18 protein-coding genes and 1 pseudogene are annotated in these 22,492 nt (G+C 62.2%); 10 read left to right on the top strand and 9 right to left on the bottom strand.

The genetic code is table 11. The features are described 5' to 3' along the window. Nucleotides 1-176 (bottom strand): CDP-alcohol phosphatidyltransferase family protein (locus FJ311_11310; protein MBM3952028.1); only part of this gene is annotated, 176 nt, incomplete at its 3' end. A 167-nt stretch (nt 177-343) separates the two neighbouring features. On the opposite strand from FJ311_11310, the gene FJ311_11305 reads away from it, so the two are divergent. Genes FJ311_11305 through FJ311_11295 form a run of 3 tightly spaced genes read left to right on the top strand, consistent with a single transcriptional unit; the run spans nt 344 to nt 4,708 of the window. Next, nucleotides 344-3,010 (top strand): hypothetical protein, encoded by a 2,667-nt coding sequence (locus FJ311_11305; GenBank protein MBM3952027.1) that lies wholly within the window; start codon nt 344-346, stop codon nt 3,008-3,010. A 14-nt stretch (nt 3,011-3,024) separates the two neighbouring features. Continuing rightward, the gene (locus FJ311_11300; protein MBM3952026.1) at nt 3,025-3,699 is read left to right on the top strand and encodes a CDP-alcohol phosphatidyltransferase family protein; all 675 of its coding nucleotides are present in this window, start codon (nt 3,025-3,027) and stop codon (nt 3,697-3,699) included. A 28-nt stretch (nt 3,700-3,727) separates the two neighbouring features. After that, nucleotides 3,728-4,708 carry a flippase-like domain-containing protein gene (locus FJ311_11295; GenBank protein ID MBM3952025.1) on the top strand — a complete coding sequence of 327 codons (981 nt, stop codon included), beginning with the start codon at nt 3,728-3,730 and terminating at the stop codon, nt 4,706-4,708. 1 nt (nt 4,709) lies between these two features. On the opposite strand, the gene FJ311_11290 is transcribed toward FJ311_11295, so the two are convergent. Both FJ311_11290 and FJ311_11285 read right to left on the bottom strand, forming a co-directional pair. Next, on the bottom strand, nt 4,710-5,345 hold the full coding sequence (locus FJ311_11290) for a toluene tolerance protein (GenBank protein MBM3952024.1): 636 nt from the start codon (nt 5,343-5,345) through the stop codon (nt 4,710-4,712). A 3-nt stretch (nt 5,346-5,348) separates the two neighbouring features. Further along, nucleotides 5,349-6,011, bottom strand: a complete 663-nt coding sequence (locus FJ311_11285) for a hypothetical protein (protein MBM3952023.1) — start codon at nt 6,009-6,011, stop codon at nt 5,349-5,351. A 121-nt stretch (nt 6,012-6,132) separates the two neighbouring features. On the opposite strand from FJ311_11285, the gene FJ311_11280 reads away from it, so the two are divergent. Beyond that, on the top strand, nt 6,133-7,242 hold the full coding sequence (locus FJ311_11280) for a VacJ family lipoprotein (GenBank protein MBM3952022.1): 1,110 nt from the start codon (nt 6,133-6,135) through the stop codon (nt 7,240-7,242). A 159-nt stretch (nt 7,243-7,401) separates the two neighbouring features. On the opposite strand, the pseudogene FJ311_11275 reads toward FJ311_11280, so the two are convergent. Then, nucleotides 7,402-8,057 (bottom strand): annotated as a pseudogene (locus FJ311_11275) (oxidase). A gap of 600 nt (nt 8,058-8,657) precedes the next feature. On the opposite strand from FJ311_11275, the gene rpoH reads away from it, so the two are divergent. The 3 genes from rpoH to FJ311_11260 all read left to right on the top strand — a co-directional run bounded on the left by rpoH (nt 8,658) and on the right by FJ311_11260 (nt 11,251). Continuing rightward, a complete protein-coding gene (rpoH, locus tag FJ311_11270) occupies nt 8,658-9,548 on the top strand; it encodes an RNA polymerase sigma factor RpoH (protein ID MBM3952021.1) in 891 nt (296 codons plus the stop codon). A 105-nt stretch (nt 9,549-9,653) separates the two neighbouring features. Further along, complete coding sequence (locus tag FJ311_11265) at nt 9,654-10,403, top strand: SAM-dependent chlorinase/fluorinase (protein MBM3952020.1); 750 nt, start codon at nt 9,654-9,656, stop codon at nt 10,401-10,403. 20 nt (nt 10,404-10,423) lie between these two features. Beyond that, nucleotides 10,424-11,251, top strand: a complete 828-nt coding sequence (locus tag FJ311_11260; GenBank protein ID MBM3952019.1) for an MBL fold metallo-hydrolase — start codon at nt 10,424-10,426, stop codon at nt 11,249-11,251. An 18-nt stretch (nt 11,252-11,269) separates the two neighbouring features. Here FJ311_11260 and FJ311_11255 read toward each other — a convergent pair whose 3' ends face one another. The 4 genes from FJ311_11255 to FJ311_11240 all read right to left on the bottom strand — a co-directional run bounded on the left by FJ311_11255 (nt 11,270) and on the right by FJ311_11240 (nt 16,871). Next, nucleotides 11,270-12,073, bottom strand: coding sequence for a hypothetical protein (locus tag FJ311_11255; GenBank protein MBM3952018.1), 804 nt, complete (start codon nt 12,071-12,073; stop codon nt 11,270-11,272). Nucleotides 12,074-12,096: 23 nt separating this feature from the next. Further along, the gene (locus FJ311_11250) at nt 12,097-12,891 is read right to left on the bottom strand and encodes a flagellar motor protein MotA (protein ID MBM3952017.1); all 795 of its coding nucleotides are present in this window, start codon (nt 12,889-12,891) and stop codon (nt 12,097-12,099) included. A gap of 162 nt (nt 12,892-13,053) precedes the next feature. Further along, nucleotides 13,054-14,346: an HlyD family type I secretion periplasmic adaptor subunit gene (locus FJ311_11245; GenBank protein ID MBM3952016.1), complete on the bottom strand. Its 1,293-nt coding sequence runs from the start codon at nt 14,344-14,346 to the stop codon at nt 13,054-13,056. After that, complete coding sequence (locus FJ311_11240; protein ID MBM3952015.1) at nt 14,343-16,871, bottom strand: ATP-binding cassette domain-containing protein; 2,529 nt, start codon at nt 16,869-16,871, stop codon at nt 14,343-14,345. Before FJ311_11240 ends, FJ311_11245 begins: the two co-directional genes overlap by 4 nt. Nucleotides 16,872-17,039: 168 nt before the next feature. On the opposite strand from FJ311_11240, the gene FJ311_11235 reads away from it, so the two are divergent. After that, complete coding sequence (locus FJ311_11235; protein ID MBM3952014.1) at nt 17,040-19,265, top strand: adenylate/guanylate cyclase domain-containing protein; 2,226 nt, start codon at nt 17,040-17,042, stop codon at nt 19,263-19,265. Nucleotides 19,266-19,395: 130 nt separating this feature from the next. Here FJ311_11235 and FJ311_11230 read toward each other — a convergent pair whose 3' ends face one another. Then, entirely contained in the window at nt 19,396-19,629 is a 234-nt protein-coding gene (locus FJ311_11230; protein ID MBM3952013.1) for a hypothetical protein, read from the bottom strand. Nucleotides 19,630-19,867: 238 nt separating this feature from the next. Here FJ311_11230 and FJ311_11225 point away from each other — a divergent pair, with 238 nt between their 5' ends. Together FJ311_11225 and sat are read left to right on the top strand one after the other, a co-directional pair. Then, nucleotides 19,868-20,587 (top strand): sel1 repeat family protein, encoded by a 720-nt coding sequence (locus tag FJ311_11225; GenBank protein MBM3952012.1) that lies wholly within the window; start codon nt 19,868-19,870, stop codon nt 20,585-20,587. A 214-nt stretch (nt 20,588-20,801) separates the two neighbouring features. Next, a complete protein-coding gene (sat, locus tag FJ311_11220; protein ID MBM3952011.1) occupies nt 20,802-21,974 on the top strand; it encodes a sulfate adenylyltransferase in 1,173 nt (390 codons plus the stop codon). Nucleotides 21,975-22,492: the final 518 nt, after the last annotated feature.

Genomic DNA, 22,492 nt, shown 5'->3' with positions numbered 1-22,492 from the left:
AGGCCCGCGCCCCAGTTGGCGGCCGCGGGGTTGCCTGCCGCGAGCAAACTGGCGCCCGCCAGCGCAACGACCAGGGTGAATACGGTCAATTGATTGGGCGTGATCGGCGTGCGCACGAGCGGGCGCACGAGCACGCGGGCGATACGCTGGTCCCAAGGCGGATTGTTCATGGGCATGACGCGGCGCGTCCGGCGGAGAAGCGACTCGTTTCGGCGTTCAGACTCGGCGGTTCCCCCCATTCTGTCAAATAATTCGATGGTCGGCGCGGACCAATCAACCCCTTGCCGGGGCGGAGACGGGAGCCTTATATGCGTGCGGACCCCGTCCCTGAAATGACGATTTCATGAGTATCCCGCTGGCCGATGTCTCCCGCCGGGCCGCCCGGGCCTTGGTGCTCTTCTGCTGTCGCCACGCCAAGAGCGTGCTCGCGGCCGCGTTGCTGCTGACCGCCGCCAGCGGCGCATATTTCGCGATGAACTTCCGCGTCAATACCGACACCACCGACATGCTCAATCCGGAGCTTCCGTTCCGGAAACTGAGCCGGGAGGTGAGCCGGGCCTTCCCGCAATTTTCCGACAACATCCTGGTGGTGGTAGAAGGCGATACGTCGGACCTTGCCGACGACGCCGCGCACGCGCTCGCCGCGCGCCTGCGCGAGCGTCCCGAGCTGTTCGGCCGAGTCATGGATCAGGCGGGCGATCCGTTTTTCCGCCGTCACGGATTGCTCTTCAAGTCGGTCGATGACCTGAGCGACCTCGGCGACCGCTTGGCGCGGGCGCAGCCGTTTCTCGGCGCCCTATGGCGGGATCACACGCTGCGCGGGCTTGCCGCCATGCTCGATCTCGCGGCCGAGGAAATTCTGAAGGATCCGGTGGCCGCGCCGATCGAGATCGGAACCGCGTTGGACGCGATTTCCGACGTGATCGAGGCGCAACGCGACGGGCGCTTTAAGCAATTGTCGTGGCAGGATGTCATGTCGGGCGAGGTTTCGGCGCCCAAGGACCGCCGCCGTTTCCTGTTAATCCAACCCCTCCTCGATAACGCCTCACTCGCTCCGGCAGGCAAGGCAATGAGCGAATTGCGCCGGATTGCCCGGGATGCGGGGTTGGTTCCCGAACGCGGCGTGAGCGTGCGGCTGACCGGTTCCGCCGCCTTGAACCACGAGGAATTGAAGGCGGTCGAATCGAGCGTGGGCCTAGCGTCTTTGCTTTCGCTCGCCGTGGTTGCGGCCATCGTCTTCGGCGGCCTGCGATCGTTGCGTATGGGCGTCGCGATCGTCGTCGCCCTGGTGATGGGGCTGGTGTGGACGGCGTCCGTCGGCATCGCGCTGTTCGGCGAGTTGAATCTGCTGTCGGTGACATTCGTGGTGTTGTTCGTGGGCCTGAGCGTGGATTTCGGCATTCATTTTTGCCTGCGGTTCGTCGAGCGCCGGGCGCAGGGCGAGGCGGCGGTGTCCGCGCTCGCCGACGGCGGCGGCGATGTCGGTGCCGCCCTGGCCTTGAGCGCGATCGCGACCGCGATCGGCTTTTTTGCGTTCGCGCCGACCGATTATCGCGGCCTTGCCCAGTTGGGGGTGATCGCCGGCGTCGGCATGTTTGTCGCACTGGTCACGAACCTGACGGTGGTGCCGGCTTTGATCGCGCTGTTCGGCACCACCGCTCGGCTTGCCCGGCGGTTTTCGGCCGCGACAGAATCTCCGGGCGGGAAAAGCCGCGCCTATTGGAGCGGCTTGATCCGCCATCACCGGGGACTAGCGATCGCACTCGCAATCGTGGCGGTGTTCGGCGGCGCGGCGGCGAGCCGGACGACATTCGACTTCGATCCGCTCAATCTCAAGGCGCCCAAGGCGGAATCGGTTCGCGTCCTGCGCGCCCTGCAGGACGACGGGCAGGCGGGACGCTACGCGGCGACGGTACTGGCCAAGGACCCATCCGAAGCGGAAGTGTTGGCGCGGCGGTTCGCCGAATTGCCCGAGGTCGATGAGACGCGCTCGATCCTGGATTTCGAGCCCAAGCGCCAACCTGAAAAACTCGACCTGATTGCCGATATGGCGTTGTTTCTGATGCCCGCCCTGGAAGGAGAAAAACGCGCCGATCCGCCGACCGAACCGGAATTGCGCGCGGCGTTCCTTGGGCTGGCCGATCGCCTCGTGCGCTTGGCTGCCATCCCGGGCGGCGAAGCGGCGTCTAGCGCGGGTCGGCTCGCCGGATTACTGCGCGGCCATGTGTTGGGACCGGCGGGTGGCGGGGCGGAACGCTGGCGCGACCTCGACGCCCGGTTGCTCGCGTCGCTGCCGGGCCGGCTCGAAGTTCTCAAACAGGCGCTTGGCGCCGGGCCGGTTACGCTCGCCGACTTCCCCGAGGAGTTGCGCCGCCAATACGTCGCGCCGGACGGCCGGGTGCGCCTCGAAATCGTGCCGCGCGACGACCTTCGCGATCAGGAGGCACTCCGCCGGTTCGTTGGCGCGATCCGCACCGTGACGCCCGCGGTCACCGGCTCGCCGGTTGTGTTGTATGAAAGCGGCCGCGCGATCGTCGGCGCCTTCGCCGAGGCGACCGCCCTCGCGCTCGCCGCCATCGTCACGCTGTTGTATGCGACCTTGCGCCGGTTCCGAGACGTTTTGCTCGCCTTGCTCCCGGCGGCGCTGGCGACGATCCTGACCGGCGCGTTTTCGGTGCTGGCCGCAATCCCCCTCAATTACGCTAATGTTATTGTCCTGCCGCTGCTGTTCGGCATGAGCGTGGTGTACGGGATCCATCTGGTATTACGCGCGCGCGCGGCCGAAAACTTGGCGGCGGCGCTCGCCAGCTCGACGCCGCGGGCCATGGCCCTGTCGGCGATGACGACGATCGCTTCCTTCGCCAGCATCGCTCTGGCCGAACATTGGGGCATGGCGAGCTTGGGCATCCTGCTGACGGCGGCGATGATTCTGACGCTCGCCTCGGCGCTCGTCGCTCTGCCGGTGGCCATGGCGGTCTTTATGCGGCGCTACGAAACTCCGTCTGTATGAGCTAGTATTGTTTTATGTCCGCAAACTCGCTTTTCCCGTTGATTCGCCGCTTCTCGCGCCCGGTGACCGGTGTTCTGGTGCGGTTTCCGGTCAGCGCCAATCAGGTGACGGCCATGTCGCTCCTGGTCGGGCTCGCTGCGGCGTGGGCGGCGGCGCAAGGAACTTGGGGGGCATCGCTGGCCTCGGGGTTTCTCTTGTTCGTTGCCTATGTCCTCGACCATTGCGACGGCGAAATCGCCCGGCTCAAGAACCAATGCTCTCCGTTTGGGATGCATTTCGATAGTTTCGTCGACTGGATCGTGCACGCGGCCTTCTTCTGGGGCCTCGGCGTCGGCGTGACGGTAGTGACGGGGAAGGCGTATTGGAACTGGCTTGGGCTTGCTGCGGCAGCGGGCGCGACCATCAACTATTTCATCGGTTTTCTCCACGGTATCCGCGACGTCACGTCCGCTAGCGACGATCCCGACCAGACCTGGCGCAGGGCCCCGGATAACGCACAGAAGCCACAAACGACCGGGGAATGGATTCTATTCGTGTTCCGCGAGCTGACGCGGGCGGATTTCTGCTTCATCGTCCTGGCGCTCGCGGCATTCGACGTGTTGTGGGTGCTTCTGCCGGCGGGCGCGGTCGGGGCGCAGGTTTATTGGATGACCGCCCTGATCAAGCGGGCGCGGGAATTCCACGTATGAGCGCGCGGCGGCGCCTCCGGAGAACCCCATCGTGCGCGCGCTAAAAGTCCTCTATGTCGCGGTCGGGGTCGGGTTGCTGGCGGCCGTGTTCGCCGAAGTCGAGTTCGCCGAGGTCTGGTCGCTGGCGGTTCTGGTCGGCGCCGGCGGCATGGCCGTGCTGATCGTACTTTACGCCTTCGGGTTCGTGATCGATTCGTTCACCTGGCAGATGGCGATGGCCGGCGTGCCGCTCAACGCGCGCTGGTTGTGGCGCGCGTTCAAGGTGCGGATGGTGGGCGAGGTGTTCAACAACGTCATGCCGGCGGCCGGCATGGGCGGCGAACCGGTCAAGGCGATGCTGCTCAACAAGCATTACGGCCTCGGCTACCGCGAGGGCACGGCCTCAATCATTCTCGGCCGGACCATCAACATGGTGTCGCAGGTTCTGTTTCTGGTCATCGGGTTCGCGGCCGTGTGGGCGTCCGACCTGCCGGGACATTTCAAGGGACTCGCCGTCGTCGGGTTGCTGGCCTTCATCGCCGCGACCGCGATCTTCTTCTATGCGCAACGGCTCAGGATCGCCTCGGCGACCGGAACGTGGTTGGGGCGCCGGCGATGGCTGGAGCGGATCAACGACGTTCTCCACCACATCCGGGACATGGACGAACGCTTGATCCGCTTTTACACGCAGAATCGCGGCCGTTTTGTCGCGGCGATCGCGCTCGCATTCCTGAATTGGGCGGTGGGCGCGGTCGAGATCTACGTCGCGATGATTTATCTCGGCCATCCGGTGTCGTTCGCCGACGCCTGGATCATCGAATCGGTCGCGCAGTTGATTCGCTCGGCGGCATTCTTCATTCCGGCCGCGGTCGGCGCGCAGGAAGGCGCATTTCTGCTGGTGTTTTCGGTGATGACCGGGGGGCCGGCGCTTGGAGTCGCGATGGCCCTGGTGCGGCGGGCGCGCGAGTTGGTGTGGCTGCTGCTCGGCGCGGCGTTCGGGGCGGTCTACGCGGCGCGGCCGGCGCGTTGAATCAGGCGGGGTCGGCGCCGAGCTCGTCGGCCTTGCGGTTCAAGGTCCTGACCAGCGAATCGACGCCTGCGTCCCTCAGTTCCCGGGAAAACTCCGAACGGCGCAAGGCCAGTTCCGAGATTCCCTTATCCACGATCACGTCGACCACTTTCCAGGCATCCGGCCCTTTTTTCATAACATAGATGATTTCGACCTTGTTGCCGTCGGATTCGACGAGGCGGGTATCGACCAAGGTGGTGTTCTGCGGGCCCGGACGCTCGCCCAGGGTTTCAAACGCTTCGCCGGCGAATTTTTTGAAGTTTTTGGCATAGGTCGCGGTACTGAAACGGGTGAAGGCGGCGACGAGGGCGTTGTGCTGAGCCGGTGTCGCCTGTCGCCAGTGGGCGCCGGTCGCGACCTGAATCATGACCGGTAGGTGAAAGGCGCGCGTCACGGCCGGCTCCAGGCGACGAACGCGGCCAGCATAGCCGAGGGCGGGACCTTCCTTCATCGTGGCGATGAGTTGGGCGTGGAAATCGTCGATCACGGCGCTCGGCGTATTCGCTTGCGCCGGCGTGGGCGTCAAGGCAAACAGCACGGCCAGCGCCGGCAAAAACCGGCGCGCGGGCGACATCGAAGCCAATACGTGCGTCATCATGCGTCAGTTTGCGGCTCTTGGAGTGGACAACAATTCGTCGGCCTTGTCGTTGAGGGTCTTGATCAGCCCGTCGATGCCCTGGTCTTTGAGGATGCGGGCATATTCGGAACGGCGTACCGAGATCTCGCTGATGCCCCGATCGACCACCACGTCAATCAAGTACCACCGCGACGAGAACTGACGAGCAACGTAGGCGATTTCGTTGGTCGATTTGTCCGATTTTGTCAGTACTGTTTCGACGATACGCGTGTTTTGCGGGCCGTCACGCTCGCCGACGATTTTGAACGTCTCGCCGCTGTAGCCGTCGAACAGGGTGGCAAGGGTGCTGATATTCATGCGCCGGAAGGCGTTGACCATGTCGCGGCGCCTATCGTCGCTGGTTTCGGCCCAGGCGGCGGCGGTCGCGATCTGAGCCATGAGCGGGATATGGAACGCGTGGTCGACGATCGGATTCAGGCGCTCGAAGCGACCGCGTACTCCGAGGGTTTTGGCTTCCTTCATCACCTCGACCAGGGCGCTTTGAAACTGAGCGACGATGGCTTGCGGCGAATCCCCGGAAATGGCGGGAGTCGGAATAATCCAAACCAAGCCCAATAACGCGGCCAAAACCTTTCTGTACAACTTGAACCGTGAAAACATTGCCGAAATCCTATGTTGTCGAGGCATACCTAACCTGAATTGCGAGCAAACTCAACGAGTTCCATGAGTGTGGGAAAAATGCCACAGGGTTTCGGCATAGTGGCGTTCCCCCCGTTGCGACCCGTTTGAAGTTTACGTAAAAACAACGATATCGGATCGATCTGACAGACAGACCGGATGCCGGTGGTGGGTTTCGCGTGCAAATCGGCCCAGGACAAAAAGACGACTAAAGAGCAAGGACTTAGCTCCCGTGAACAAAATCATCTCGTTGCTCGCCTCAGCGCGCGCCGGCGTCAGGCTTGTCCTTCTCGCGGCAGCGGTCGCATTTGGCACCGTCGGTATACAGGAGGCGACCAGCGCCTCTGAGATCACGGCGGAAGGCATCGCCGCCGCTGCGGCTCTGTCGACCCCGGAGGTCGCGCAGGCGTCCCAAGGCTCGGACGCCAAGCCTGTCGAGGATGACGTCAACGATCCGCTTGAGCCGGTGAACCGGGCCATCTTCGCGTTCAACGAGGTATTTCTCGACTATCTGCTTGGGCCGCTCAGCCAAGTTTACGAAGAAGTGTTGCCGGCCGTGGTGCGCGAAGGAATTCGCAACATCCTCAATAATCTCGCGACCCCGATCGTTCTCGCCAACGACGTATTGCAAGGCGAGCCGCAGCGCGCGTTGGAAACGCTCGGCCGCGCCGTGGTCAATTCCACCGTCGGCATGGGCGGCCTGATCGACGTGGCCGGCGAACTCGGCGTCAAGCGCCACAGCGAGGATTTTGGCCAGACCTTGGGCGTGTGGGGTGTTGGCGAGATGTTTTACGTCGTGCTGCCTCTTCTCGGGCCTTCGAACCCGCGCGATGCCGTGGGCAAGCTCCTGGTGGATGGGTACTTCGATCCGCTCGGCCTTTGGTTCGCCAACACCGATCGCGACGTCGAGAAGTGGACTCGCACCGGCATCAAGGGCATCGACGAATATTCGAGCGTTCGCGGCGACCTCGAGCAGGTCAAAAAGACCTCGATCGACTATTACGCCGCGATCCGCAGCCTCTATCGGCAGAAACGCGCGGCCGAAATTTCCAATGGTCGCGATCTCAAGCTTCCCCCGATCCCGGATCTCGGCCTGATCGAGCCGGATATCGCGCCGCCGGAAACGGCGACCACGCCGGCCAAGCCCGATTTGCCGGGCGAAGGGGGCGACTCGGATCAGATTTCCTACCGTTTGGTCCACCCGGATCAGATTTCCAGCACCGATTCCCCCCGCGAATAGAGCTTATCCCGCGAGTTGATGCGGACGGCGTAGAGTCACGCGGGAAAATCAATCCGCGCGAACGCCTTGCGTGCATTCATCGAAGCGCTGTTCTCGACGCGGCCGTTCCCGACGACTTACCCCAGTTGAACTGCGGCTCGAAGCCTGGCCGGACTCTTTCTACGGCGTTGGCGTGTTGGCAGAATTGGCAAAAGAAGAGAGTTGATTCGCGAAACGATGATTGACATCGCGATGGCCCGCTTCGTCAGCGCGCACGGCGATGATAACATCGCGTAGCGTCGCTTCGGGGCGCAGTTTCCAATATTTAATGGCGATGGGCGGGGCGGCGACGTTGGGTAAGCGACCAACATCGATTTCGGCAAGGTAGTTGGTGTAACTGACGACCGCTTCCTCCTCGAAATAGCCTACCATTCGGTGCGCGGTCCCGGGCGCAATCAAATAAAGCAGGAAAAACGCGTTGTAGAAGATGCCTTGCGCCAGCACGATCAACATGCGCTCAAACCATGTCGGCCGAGCCACCGCGATAAATGTCATCAGGTGCATGCGCTCATTGGCCGCCTCATTGAGCAAGGTTTCAGTCCAGCCTTCGTCGTCGCTCATGCGGCGAAGGCTCTTGAGGTGGTTGAGCGTCGCCGCGACCATGCCCGGCACGGCGGCGACCGTTTCTAAAACGACCGCGCGATGCCCGTAACGTTTGGCGAAAAACGTGTCCGCGAAAATCGCAGCAGCTTCGTGAGAGCTAGGGCAAAACGGTCCGAAAAGCACCGCACGTCGTAATGGTACGTCAGATCGACTTCGGTCGCCGCGCCACTCATGATCTACATCCTCCATTGCTGCCCGCGGTTGATACATTTTACCGTGAGGCGTCCTCGCGGTCAGGAGGGGAAACTTTCATGATAACTCCTTTAAATATCCCGGCCGCGCGGTGACCGATGGGAGTTCCGGACCAGAGAAGGGCCACAACTGTATCTTTTACCGTCAATGACCCTCTCGATTCTGTCCCTTTCCAGGCATGCATGGCCGGCCTATGTCGGTTCTTCCGGGATTTTTCGACCAAGGCTGGGAAACGGGGGGTTTTGGCCAAAGCCCACCCGACTAGCATTCCAGTAATTACTTGATTCAAAACGGAAACTCGACTTATTTGTTGACTCTAATACACACTTGGTCTAGATTGCTCGCGGATCGGGGCCCTTGATGGGACCGATCGGTTAAAGGCCCGACCTTCGGGTGGGCCGCCCCGGCTTATCGCTTCCGATGGAGGATACGCCCATGATCGAATCGATCAAGACGACGCGCAATCCCTAACGAGGCTTTCATTGGGAATTGCCCGTCCGGAGCGAGCTCCGGAGGGCGGTTTGTCGCCTTCGGGTATTCGACCGAGGCGCGTTGAAACCGGATCATCAGGGAGAAGACCGATGCCTGTTACCACGCTGACCCTTCCCATCGTTCCGCCCGACAGCGGAGTGCAAGGCTATTTGCGTGAAATCTGGAAGTTTCCGATCCTCGAAGCGCGGGAAGAATACATGCTTGCGCGCCGTTACCGCGAGCGCGGCGATGTGGATGCCGCGCATCGGTTGGTCACCAGCCACCTGCGCTTGGTCGCGAAGATCGCCATGGGGTATCGCGGCTACGGGCTGCCGCTGGCCGATTTGATGTCGGAGGGCAACATCGGCCTGATGAAGGCCGTCAAGAAATTCGAGCCCGAACGCGGTTTTCGGCTATCGACCTACGCGATCTGGTGGATCAGGGCCGCGATCACCGAATACATCCTGAAGTCGTGGTCGATGGTCAAGATGGGCACGGTTTCGGCGCAGAAAAAACTGTTCTTCAGCCTGCGCGGCATCAAGAACAAGCTCAAGGTCGCCGATAACGCCGATCTGTCGCCGGAAGTAGCCAAGCGGCTGTCGCGCGAGCTTGACGTGCCGGAGGGCGACCTCGTAGCCATGAATCGCCGCCTGATGGCGCGCGACGTATCGTTGAGCGCGCCGATCGGCGACGAGGACGGCGCGCAGTTCCAGGATTCCTTGGTCGACGAACGGGCCAGCCCCGAAGCCGAATACGCCGAGCGCGAGGAGTATGGGCAGCGCAAGAAAGCCCTTCACGCCGCATTGGCCAGACTGCCGCGGCGGGAACGCGAGATCCTGACCGAACGGTGCTTGAAGGAAAATCCGGCCACCCTCGAGGACTTGGGCCGGATCTACGGCGTCAGCCGCGAGCGGGTACGCCAGCTCGAGGCCCGCGCTTTGGGCAAGTTGAGGAAGGAAATGCTCGACTTGTCGCCTTCGTTTGCCGCTCACGCGCCCTGACGCGCGCGGGAAGGCGCATGCGATTCGAGCGTCCCCGGGAGGGGACGCTCTTTTCGTTTGTAGGCCGTGGCGGCGCGGGCGATCATGCGTTCGGGATTCCCAACCATGATCGTGCTGTTCACCGATTTCGGCCTCGCCGGCCCCTACATGGGGCAAATGCACGGGGCGATCTTGAAGGAATTTCCCTCCGCGCGGATCGTCGATTTGTTCGCCGACGCTCCCGCTCACGATCCCAGGCGATCGGCTTATCTGCTCGCAGCGTATGTCGACGAGTTTCCAGCCTCGACGACGTTCGTTTGCGTTGTCGATCCGGGAGTCGGCGGATCGCGCCGGGCATTGGCGCTGGAAGCGGATGGCCGCTGGTTGGTGGGACCCGACAACGGTCTGCTCGCTATGGCGGCGCGCCGGGCCAGAGCCGCAGCGTGGTGGCACATCACTTGGCGGCCAGAACGTCTGTCGGCCAGTTTCCACGGTCGGGACCTATTCGCGCCGATCGCGGCGCGGATTGCTGCGGCCTTGCCCGGCACGGGAATCGGGCCGGACGGACTGGTCCCGATTTCAGCAAACGATCTGGTCGGCCGTGATTGGCCGGATGACCTCGGGGAAGTGATTTACATTGACCATTTCGGCAACGCCATGACGGGACTGAGGGCCGGGACCATCCCCCCCAAGGCCATTCTGGTACTTGGCGGCGGGCAACCCGTTGTTCGCTCCCGCACGTTTTGCGACGTTCCCAAGGGGGAAGCCTTCTGGTATGAAAACGCCAATGGGTTGGCCGAAATCGCCGTGAACTGCGGGCGGGCGGACATCGCGTTGGGTTTGTCCGTCGGCTCCCCCATCACCGTTCAAACGTAAGCCGTCGCGTTGGTGGGGTCATGGGACTAAGGATCAAATTTTGGGGCGTACGCGGCAGTATCGCCTGTTCCTCGCCCGAACACGTTCGTTACGGCGGTAATACCAGTTGTATCGAAATCGCCGCCGGCGGGCGTCGCTTTGTGCTCGATGCCGGTACCGGCATTCGCCAGCTCGGCCAGTCGTTCGCGCGCGACGGCGTGAACGACATTGACCTGTTGTTGACCCACACTCATTGGGACCATATCAACGGGTTTCCGTTCTTCGGGCCCGCCTACAACCCTTCGTGTACGGTTCGCATCCGTGCCGGCCATTTGCTCAAGATGGGAACCAATATTCGCGGCGTGCTGGCCCAGCAAATGCACAGCCCAATGTTTCCGGTGCCGTTGGAGGCGATGCGCGCTAAAATCTCTTTCGAGGATTTTCATGCCGGCGACACATTCGAGTTGTATCCCGGCGTAAACATCCGGACCGCGCCGCTCAACCATCCGAATGGAGCGACCGGGTATCGCATCGAGCATGGCGGACGCGCCGTCACCTATATCACGGACACCGAACATGTCCCCGGCCAGGACGATGCCAACGTGCTCAAGCTGATCCATAAAGCCGATCTTGTCGTTTACGATAGCACCTACACCGAGGCCGAATTCCCAAGCCGGATCGGTTGGGGTCATTCGACCTGGAACGAAGGCTTGCGGCTTTGCCGGATGGCGGGGGCGAAAAAACTCGCCATCTTCCACCACGACCCCGATCACAACGACGATTTCATGGACCGGTTGGCCGAAGAGGCATCGCGCGCCTGGGACGGCGCCTTCGTCAGCCGCGAGGGGATGGAAATCGACTTCGCCTGATCCCCGTTAGGGGAGCGTTCACTGCCGGGACGCGGGCGCAGTCCCATCCGAGGCCGGGCGATCCCCGTTCGGCCGATTGCTCCCCGGCGCGAGATCGACACTGGCGCGCGGAGCCTGCTGGGCCTGGGCGGCGGCTTTCATCTGGAACATCTTCTTTTCCTCGATCGACATGGCGCTCACCTCGATCGTCACCCGGCGATTAAGGGCCTGGTTGGCGGGAATCGGCGCGCCGCTCGCGTCGCGATTGACCGCCTTGGGCCGGGTTTCGGCGAAACCGACCGCCCTGAGTTTTTCCGGGTCGAGCCCGTGCTCGATGAAAAACCGGACGACGGCGGTCGCCCGGCCGGTCGACAGTTCCCAATTCGACGGATAACGCGGCGTGTTGATCGGAACGTCGTCGGTATGTCCCTCGACCGAGAACAGGTAATAGGCATAGCGCGGCGCGCCGAGGGTTTCGGCGATTTTGGCGAGCACGGGCACCGCCTCTTCGCGGATTTCCGACGACCCCGACTTGTAGAAGGCACCGCTCGCCAACTCGATCGACAGCCCACGCCCTGATGTCTCGACGGTGACGGCTTGATCGGCCTGGACCTCATAGACGAGGTCCTGCACCTCCTCTTTCATCAGCGAGATGGGGCCTTGCGCCTTCCGGCCGCTGAAATCGCCGCGAATTTCCTCGGCCGCTTTTTCGAACCTAGCGACATCGAAGCTCGACATCGACAGCAACATGACGAAAAACGCCATCAACAGGGTGACCGCGTCGGCGTATGTCGTCAGCCACGATTCGTCTTCGGCTTCTTCCTGATACGGCGGTGGAGCCATGGGCGCCTTCCTCCCGACCGACTTTACTTCTTCATCATCTTATCGATGTTGAAATGGAGCGACGGGTCGAGATAGCTGTTCATCTTGTCCTGGATGAAGCGGGGGCTCTTGCGGTCGGCCAGTAGCACTAAGCCTTCGGCGACCAGGTAGTTCCGGAAGCGCACAATCTCCTCGCGCTGCAGGACTTTCGATGCGGTCGGCAGGAAAATCCAGCGAGCGAACAGGATGCCGTAGAGCGTGGTAATCAACGCGATCGCAAGCGCGGGCCCGAGCGCCGACGGGTCGCTCATGTTGTCGAGCATGATGACCAGGCCGACGAGCGTGCCGACCATGCCGAAAGCGGGGGAGGCCGCGCCCATCGCCTTCAGGATCGACACCAGGACCGTATTGCGACCGAAGGACGTGTCGATCATATTCTGCATGATCGCGCGCACTTCTTCCCCGGTGTAGCCGCTGACGACGAGGTCGATCCCGAAGCGGAGAATTTTGTCGCCCTTGACCGCCTTGGCCGCTTCCGCTTCCAGGGCCGGCAGGCCCGATTTCTGCACGATGTAGGCCCATTTGATGATGCGGCCGACCTCGGCTTGAAGCAGATTGCGTCCGATCCGGGGCGCGACGATAATCCGGCCGATCAACTTGAGGGAGAGAATGACGTAGCGCGCCTCGTAGGAGATGAAGGCGCCCGCCATGGTGCCGCCGAGCACGATGATCAGACTCGGGGCATCCCAGAAAACGCGGTAATTGTCCGTGCCGGTGGCAATGGCCCATGCGAACAGAGCCAGCGATAGAAGCAGCCCCAATACCGTCGGCAGTGACATCGAAGCCCCTTAGTTCAAGGCCGCCGTGTGCGAACGGCCAGCCGGCACCCGTGGACCAGGTTGTTCGCAATTATGTACGATCCCGGCCATTTATAGACGAAAAAGGCCGAAAATCAATCGGTTGTCGCTTTAGAGGGCGATGAAAAGCGGCGACGATTCGCGTCAACGCTCGCGGAAAGCCTCGTGGCGGAGCTTGAGTACCGGCTTGATCATGTATTCCATCACCGACTTGGTGCCGGTGTGGATGTCGACGGTCGCCTGCATGCCGGGTGAAATGGGCAGTTCGCCTGGGCGGCGGCCGAGATAGGTTTTGTCGGGGTGGACGACGACCCGGAAATAGACGTTGCCCTGCTGGTCGGTGGTCGAATCGGGCGCGACCAAGATTACCTCACCCTCGAGTCCGCCGTAGCGGGCAAAGTCGTAGGTCGAAACCTTGATCAACGCGCGCTGGCCACGCTCGACATAACCCCGGTCGGTGGGGTTGAGCTTGGATTCGACCACGAGGTTATCGCCGGTCGGCACGATTTCCATGATCGGATCGCCCGGTCGGATCACGCCGCCGAGGGTATTGAACTTCATATTCTTGACAATGCCGTCGTTGGGGCTGCGCACCTCGGCGCGAACGCCTTGATCCGTGGCCTTGCTGAGCAGTTCCCGCACCCGTGAAAGCTCGATCTCGGTCTTGCTGAGTTCGTCCTGCGCCTCGCGGCGGAACTTAACCTCGAGTTCCCGTTGGCGCTGCTGCGATTCCGCGAGGGCGGCCTGGGCGCGCGGCATCGACGACGTCAGAGTCTGGACTTCGCCTTCGAGGCTCTCGACCTCGGCTTCCAATTTGAGGTGTTCGACCCGCGCGGTTAGGCCCGATCCGAGCAGCGAACTCGACATCTTCAAACGCTGCTTCGCCAGTTCGAGATTGCGCGAGCTCGCCTTGCGCTTGGAATCGATTTCGCGGATTTCAAGTTCCTTTTGGCGGACTTGTTCGCGCATCACCGAAATGGTCGATTCCAATTCGCGCTTGCGGGCCTCGAACGTTTGCCGCTGGGCGGCGAGTACGGCTGGCTGACGGGCGGCGATATCGGCAGGGAATTCGATCTGCTTGCCGTTGGCCTCGGCCTCGAGGCGCGCGGCGACCAGGAGCAGGCCGTCGAGGCGGGCGCGCAATTCCTCGCGGTTGGTGCCGGCCGAGGCAAGATCGAGCAGCATCAGCGGCTGGTTTTCTTTCACCGTATCGCCCTCGCGGACGTATATCTCCTTGATGATTCCGCCCTCCAGGTGCTGAACGACCTTGACGCGCCCGAGCGGAACGATCTCGCCATTGGCGACGGCGACCTCGTCAAGTTCGGCCAACGAAGACCAACCGACAGTAACCGCAATCATGATCATGGCGGGCCAAGCGAGAACGCGCCAACTGGGCAGCGGGTTTTCGCTTATCAATACGTCGAGTTTTGTGGTCATGGCTTTTGCTTCGTTGTGGGCGTCGGACGCACGATGCCGTCACCATCGGAAAATAGGTTGGCGGAAGACGGCAATTCAAGCGGGCTGTTGCCGGAATACCCCGCCTTCACCGCGGTTTCCATCGCCGCCGAAGTCGGGGGCGTCGGACTTGGTCGAGATGTCGGGGCGAAATTTGAGCGTGTCAACTGCGCTACCAAGCTTGCGTAGGCGTCGTTACTTGACGGTCCCGGTCCCGGCGCCGCGGTGGACGGTCTTGGTCCAGGTTGCGGACGTTGGGCGGCGGCGGGGCGCGGAACCGGGCCGACCGCGGGCGGCGGAGGTGGCGGGGTCGTGGCGGCGGCAAGCCGTGTCACGGGACCGGGCACCAGACGTGCCGATGGACGAGGCGCTTGCGGCGCCTGTGGTTTGGCGGCGGGCGGGGCCGCAGCCGATGGCGCCGGACGGGTGACGGGCCTAGCCGCAGGCGGCACCGACTTCGGCGTTGGCGGCTGCGGCGACTGTGGCGGCGCAGCCGACGGCGCAGGACGGGCGACAGGCTTAGCCGCAAGCGGCACCGGCTTCGGTGTTGGCAGTTGCGACGACTGTGGCGGCGCAGGACGGGTGACGGGCCTAGCCGCAAGCGGTACCGGCTTCGGTGTCGGCGTAGGCGGCGATGCCGCTGGCTGGGGCGCCCCCGGAGCGGCAGCTGAAGGAGCCTTTGCAGGAGGCGGGGATGGTGGTGCCGGCGGTGCCGTCGGCGGCGCCACGACGTTCTTTGATTCTGCGTCCTTCGTATCGGAACCCTTGGCCGTGCTATCTTTTGCCGGCGTTTCCTTGGGCGGTGGAGCCTGACCGAACAACCGGGGGAGAATTTCCTTGGACGGGCCGGCGAGGGCGACTTTGCCCCGATCAAGCGCCACCAGATCGTCGGCGGCGGTCAGCAGGACCGGGCTGTGGGTGACCATGATGACCGTGTGATTTTTGGCAAGTTCGGTCAAGGTGGCGCGCAATTCGTGCTCCGCCTGGCGATCGAGGCTGCTGGAGGGCTCATCGAGCACCAGGATGACGGGGTCGCCGACCAGGGCACGGGCGATGGCGATGCGTTGGCGTTGGCCGCCCGACAGGCGCCTTCCGGCTTCGCCGATATCGGTGGCGTAACCGTCGGGCAGGTCGATGATGAAGTGATGGACGCCGGCGGCGGTCGCGGCCTTGATGACTTGTTCATCGGTGGCGCCTGGCATCCGGTAGGCGATGTTGTCGCGCACCGAGCCTGCGAACAGCACGCAATCCTGGGGTACGTAGCCGATCCAGGTTGCCAGCTCGCCACGGGTGAACTGGGCGATGTCGGCGCCGTCGAGCAAGACGCGGCCCGATTGAGGCTGATAGAGCCCCATCAGCAGCTTGATGATAGTGCTTTTGCCGCTGCCGTTGCGGCCGACGAAAATGTGGATACCGCCCGGCTTGAGCACGACGCTGACGTTGTCGATCACCGGCGCGAGGTCGGGTGCGTAGCTGAAGACCACGCGTTCGGCGACGATTTCGCCCTTGGGTCGGCCGAGGCGGACCTCGGCTTCAAGCCGTTCGCTCGTGAGTGCGAACGCTTCGCCCAGCCGTTCGACCGACTGGCGAAAGCCCGTGAACGTGCGCCACTGGCTGACCAGTTGATTGAGCGGGCCGAGCAGGCGTCCGCTCAGCATGTTCGCGGCAATCAGCGCGCCCATGGTCATGTTTTGGGTAATGATAGCGAGCGCGCCGACCGAGGTCATGGTGATGGTCGTGATCATCGTCAGCGAGGCGCCGACGTTCTGGTAGAAATCGGTCTTGGCGCCGCGCGCGATGGCGTTGGCGATGTTGGAAGCGTGGAGGTCCTCCCACATCGGTCCCATCGAGCGGTCGAGCGCCAGCGCCTTGATGGTCGAGCGGCCGGCGATCATTTCCGCGATCAGATTATCGCGGTTCATGGAGCTGCCGCGCTCGTTGCGGTTGGCCTCGGCCAGCGCGCCGGCCGAACGCCAGGCGACGAACATGAAGGCGGGCAGCACAATCGCCAGCACCCACGCCACCGGCGCGGCAATGGCCAAGATCAGGCCGAGAAACATCACCGCGAAGGGGATGTCGCAGATCAGCACCGCCGACGCGCCCGAGAGGGTGTTGCGGACCATGTCGACGTCCCGGAACAGGGCCTGCCACTGGTGCGAGGTACGGGATTCCAGGGTTTGCAGCGGCAGCGAAATGAACTTGCGGAAGATTTCGCGTCCGACCTGGACGTCGATTCGGAGCGCTATCGTTTGCAGAATGCGCGAGCGCGCCTGACGCAGGATGAAATCGAATGCCAGCACGATCAGCATACCGATGATCAGGCCTTGCAATGTGCTGTAACCCTGGTGGCCGATCACCCGGTCGTAGACCTGGAGCGAAAACACCGGCACCGCCAGCGCGATGACGTTGACGAAGAACGACATCGCCAGGACTTCGGCGAATACCGGGCGTAGCGGCCGGATGAAGGGGATCAGCCAGGCGCTCTTGGTGGCGTCCATCATTGCCATGGGATTCGAAATATACGCGGAACCGGCGGCCTTTTCCACCCGTGGAGGCCCAAGCCGCGCGGACCTAGCGGGACTTGACCGAGTGGGATTGCGAAACGCTACAATGGCGCGGTCTTCAAGCGCGGGTGGCCGCGTTCGGCCGATTCGCGCGCGGAGGTCGAGGGGGCGATGGTCAAAATCTTGAAACGCATCTTCAGCCTGGAGCGCGTACTCGGATTCGCGCTGCTGGCGGCATTGGTTTTTGCCTACAACGCCAACCCCTATCCGGTTGAATATCTGCGACTCAAGACATTCGATTACTACCAGCAGCTGAAGCCACGCCCGATCCCGCCGCCGGAACAACAGCCGGTGGTCATCATCGACCTCGACGAAGCGAGCCTCGCCGAAATCGGGCAATGGCCATGGCCGCGCAAGACCGTGGCGCAGCTGGTGCAGAACGCGATGCAGATGGGCGCAGCGCAGGTCGCATTCGACATCGTGTTCTCCGAACCGGACCGGATGAATCCGTCCAGCATCATCGAGGCGCTCGACGGTCTCGACGAGGCAACCCGCAAGCGCCTTGAGCAGGTCAAGGGCGGCGACGTTCTGTTAGCCGAGGTCATCAAGAAAAGCCGCGTCGTCCTCGGCCAGGCCGGTTATTGGGAGGATATCGAGACCAAACCGACGCCGCCGGTTCGCTCTTCCGTCGCTTTCCTCAAGCAGGGGGAAGGTGTGGATCCAAAACGCTTTCTGCCTGAATTTCGCTCGCTGGTCCGCAACGTGGCCGAGATCGAGCCGGTTGCCACCGGCCGCGGAATCTTTTCGTTGGTGCCGGAACCGGATGGCATCGTTCGCCGGGTACCGACGCTGTTTCTGCACAAGGACCAGTTCTATCCCTCGCTGTCGATCGAGATGCTGCGTGTCGCGGTCAACCGGCCGACCATCCTGGTCAAGGCCAACGCCGCCGGCATCACCGAAATGGCGATTACTAAGGATTTGAAAATTCCGACCGACCGGAACGGTCGAGTGTTTCCGTATTTTTCCAAGAGTGACAAATCAAAATATATTCCCGCCAAGGACATTCTCTCCGGTGTCGCCGATCCCAAGAGGATCGCGAATCGAATGGCGCTGGTCGGCACCTCGGCGGTCGGACTGCTTGACATTCGCGCGGTGCCGACCGAACCGGTGATCCCCGGGGTCGAGGTCCATGCCCAGTTGATCGAAAGCGCGGCACAGAAAGCCTATCTCAGCCGGCCCAATTATTTCGAAGTCGCCGAAATGGCCTTGCTGCTGGGCGGCGGCTTGATGCTGATCTGGCTGGTGCCGTTCATCGGCGCAAAATGGACGGCGCTTCTATTCCTGGGGACCGCGGGCGGCGCGGGGTACACGTCGTGGCACTTCTTCGCCAACGAACGGCTGTTGTTCGATGCCGGATACGCGATCATCTCCTTGTCGCTGCTGTATATGCTGCTGACTTATGTCGGCTACGCCAAGGAAGAAGCTCAGCGCCGTCAGGTTCGCTCCGCCTTCGCCCATTACCTGTCGCCGGCGATGGTCGAGAAGCTGGCGGAGGATCCGAGCCACCTCAAACTCGGCGGCGAAATGCGCAACATGACCATGCTGTTCTGCGATGTGCGCGGGTTCACCACCATCTCCGAGATGTTCGACGCGCAGGGATTGACCAAACTCATCAACCGGCTGCTGACGCCGCTCACCGACGTCATCCTCCGCTATCAGGGTACGGTCGACAAATACATGGGCGATTGCATCATGGCGTTCTGGAACGCGCCGCTCGACGATGCCGACCACGGCCGCCATGCCATCAAGGCGGCCCTTGAGATGAACAAGACCATGACCGCGCTCAACGACAAGCTGAAGGCCGAGGCCGAGCAGGAAAAACGCAAATACGTGCCGCTTAAGATCGGCACTGGCATCAATTCCGGCGACGTGGTGGTCGGTAACATGGGTTCGGACCAGCGCTTCGACTATTCGGTGCTGGGCGACAACGTCAACTTGGCATCGCGCCTCGAAGGCCAGTGCAAGACTTACGGGGTCGATATCGTCGTCGGCGAAAACACCGTGGCCAAGGCGCCCGACTTGGCGCTACTCGAAATCGATCAGATCAAGGTCAAGGGCAAGACCGAAGCGGTCCGCATCTATACCGCGCTCGGCGACGAAGCGTTCGCGCAAACACCGGATTTCGCCGCCCTCAAGAAACAGCACGGCGATCTGCTCGCCGCCTACCGCGGCCAGAAATGGGACTTGGCGCGGATGAAGATCGCCACCTGCAAGAGCAAGATGAACGGCCTCAACCTCGGCGGGCTCTACGAGTTGTACGAAGAGCGGATCGCCGAATTCGAAAAAAACGCGCCCCCGCCCGATTGGGACGGCGTCTACGTCGCCACCAGCAAGTAATCGCGTCCTATTCGCGCGTCGCTGCGCGTTGAGTGGCGAGCATCTTGGTTGCCGCTTCCATCAGCTTCATGGTCTGATCGAAGTACTGCTGGGTCAGGTTGCTCATGAAGCGCGATTGGATCTTCGAGGCTTACTGCCAGTCTTTGCACTTGCACAGATCGTCGAACACGGCGACGTCGGCTTTGAAACGGGCGTCGGCGAACTCGAACAGGCTGCGATTAACGTCGAGCATGTTCTGCATCATGGTCCGGTTGGCTTCGAAGAAGCGCTCGATATCGGCGGGATTGACGCCGGGGAACGACGGCAAGTTGCCGCTGCTCTTGCCGGTTTCGGACGCAGGCGGGGCTTGAGTGGGTTTGCTCATAACAACCTCCCAGTGAATGAAATCGAGTCGCAAGTCGACCCGTCTCATAAATCCTACCACGGTTCGATTCGAATATGGGAGCGCAATGGTTTGTCCACAAGACGGACCGCTGAAACGCACAGTTTGCGGGGGACAGGCTCGGCTTGCGCGCGGTGTATCTGTGCCTAATTGAACAGTAGGACGGCGCGTTAACCATAACCGCGCGAAAAGCGGGGCGTGCGGAAAGGAGAAATTTGCCATGTTGAAAAAAGTTTCCATTGCGATCGCAGCGGCAGTCGCGATCGCCGCGCTGTTGTGGGCTGTGCGGTCCCCCGGCGCTCTCGCCGATACCGCGGGCGCATGGCAAGCTTACCGGGCCGGCAAATACGAAGCTGCGTTCAAGGAACTCAAAGCGCTGGCCGAGGGCGGCGACGCCGGCGCCCAATACTACCTCGGTACGCTCTACAGCGACGGCAAGGCGGTGAAGCGCGATTACCGCCAAGCGGCCGAATGGTACGGCAAGGCCGCGTCCCAGGGGCACGGTGATGCTGAGTTCACCCTCGGCTTCCTCTATCTCTCGGGCGCTGGCGAAGGTACCGGGGCGGTTTTCGCCGATCTCCAACTCGCGACCAAGTGGTTGAAGATGGCTGCCGCCAAGGGCCACACCGCGGCGCAATCGGCGCTGGCGACAGTTTACGGCGAAGGCTACGGCATCGCGCGGGATATCGCACAAGCCCAACGCTGGGCCGAACCGGCCGCGGCACGCGGCGACGCGGCGGCACAATACGAACTGGGCCGGCTCAAGGCGCAAACGCTTACGGTTGAGTCTTGGGGTGAGGCCTACACTTGGTTCCGCCTTGCCGAGAAGCAGGGATATCCCGGCGCGGCCGAGAACCGGGCCGTGGTCGGCAAGCAGATCGACGCGCAGACCCTCGCGGCGGCCGAGCGGCGCGCGGACGCGTTCGTGCCCGTGAAGTAGAAGTAACGGAGAGAGCAAACCGCCTCTTTTCGCCGTCACCTCGGTTTTTTTGGGGGCGACGGTGGCGTGGGAGTGCGGCCGAGTGCTCGCGAAATTCTTGCTTTCTTTTTAAATTAGAAGGCGAATATATATTGCCTTTACATGGGCGCGCGCTCAACGCAATCTTGGCGCCGCTTTTTGAATATTAGGGATTACAGGACCCAGGGGGATATCGATGTCCAAACTCGTCAATCCGCATGGCGGAGGTTCCTTGAAGCCGCTGCTCGCGCCCATCGCCGAACGGAAGGCGGAACTTGAGCGCGCGAAGAAACTCAAGCAGGTGCCGATGACCAGCCGGGAAACCTCGGATGTCATCATGATGGCGATGGGGGCCTATACGCCGCTCGATGGGTTTATGGGTCAAGACGATTGGCGCAGCGTCTGCGCCGAAATGAAGATGGAGAACGGCCTCTTCTGGCCAATTCCCATCACGCTCTCGGCAAGCCAGGAGCTGGCCGCTACGATTAGGGAAGGCGACGAGGTCGCGCTGGTCGATTCCGAATCGAAGGAGATCATGGCGGTCCTCGCGGTTTCCGAGAAATATTCGATCGACAAGGATTTCGAGAACCAACACGTCTACCGCACAACCGACCCCAAGCACCCAGGCGTGCAGAAGGTCAACGAACAAGGCCCCGTCAACCTCGCCGGGCGCGTGCTGGCGCTGAGCGAAGGCGAGTATCCGAGCAAGTATAAGGGCCTCTATCTGCGCCCGGCCGAAAGTCGCGCCCTATTCGCGGAAAAGGGCTGGTCGCGCGTCGCCGCGTTTCAGACCCGCAACCCGATGCACCGTAGCCATGAACACCTCGCCAAAATCGCGGTCGAGGTGACCGACGGCGTGTTCATCCATCAGGTGCTCGGCAAGCTGAAAGCGGGCGACATTCCGGCCGAGGTTCGCACCCAGGCGATCGAAGCCATGATCCAAAATTATTTCGTTCCCGGGACCGTCATCCAGGCGGGCTATCCGATCGAGATGCGCTACGCCGGCCCGCGCGAGGCGCTGCTGCACGCGCTGATTCGCCAAAACTTCGGCTGCTCGCACCTCATCGTCGGGCGCGACCACGCCGGTGTCGGCGACTACTACGGGCCGTTCGATGCGCAGCACATCTTCGACACGCTCTGGGACGGCGCGCTCGAGACCAAGCCGCTCAAGATCGACATCACGTTCTTCTGCAAGAAATGTTACGGCATGGCGACGGCCAAGACCTGCCCGCACGGCAAGGAAGACCAGGTCAACATCTCCGGCACCAAGCAGCGCGAAATGCTGTCCAAGGGCGAAGCGATTCCGCCCGAGTTCAGTCGCCCCGAGGTGGTGAAAATCCTTCAGGCGTATTATCAAGGCTTGAAGTAATGCCAAAGTAGGGCGGATCGATCCGACAAAATTTCGCTTTCGCGTGAATTTTTCTTTGATGCACCTGCGAACGTCGTAGGCACCGACGCCTAGCCCAGGTGTTTGGGCGCCATAGACCCTGGCCATCGTTTACGCGGCGCTTCGGGTGTCGATCCGAACGCCCAGTCGCGCTCCTTTGGCCCGGATTGTACCGATAACGTTGCCGACATGTCGGCAAATACAAGGCGTAAATCGGGACAATTTAGTGCGCATGGAGGATGGCGGCACATGTTTTCGACATGCGTCCGCTTTCATTCCCGGTCGAATGATTTTCCGTGTCCCGGCAAGGTTGCGTGCGCCGATTTCTGAGGATGGCCTGATATTGCAACGCAGCATAACTTCCTTTTTCAGTAGGTAATAAAGTTGCCAAGAAAATTAGAGACCACGCATGAGCGCCGTTGCATACGAGAAATCCCTCCACTAAGACTCCGGGCGAATTACCGACAGCGACGGCGATGATGTCGTCGGCGCGGTTGGTT

This window comes from Rhodospirillales bacterium (assembly GCA_016872535.1).
Classification (GTDB): Bacteria; Pseudomonadota; Alphaproteobacteria; order Rhodospirillales; family 2-12-FULL-67-15; genus 2-12-FULL-67-15.
Note: the sequence above shows the minus strand (reverse complement) of the source record. Positions and strands in the feature narration are given on the sequence as shown.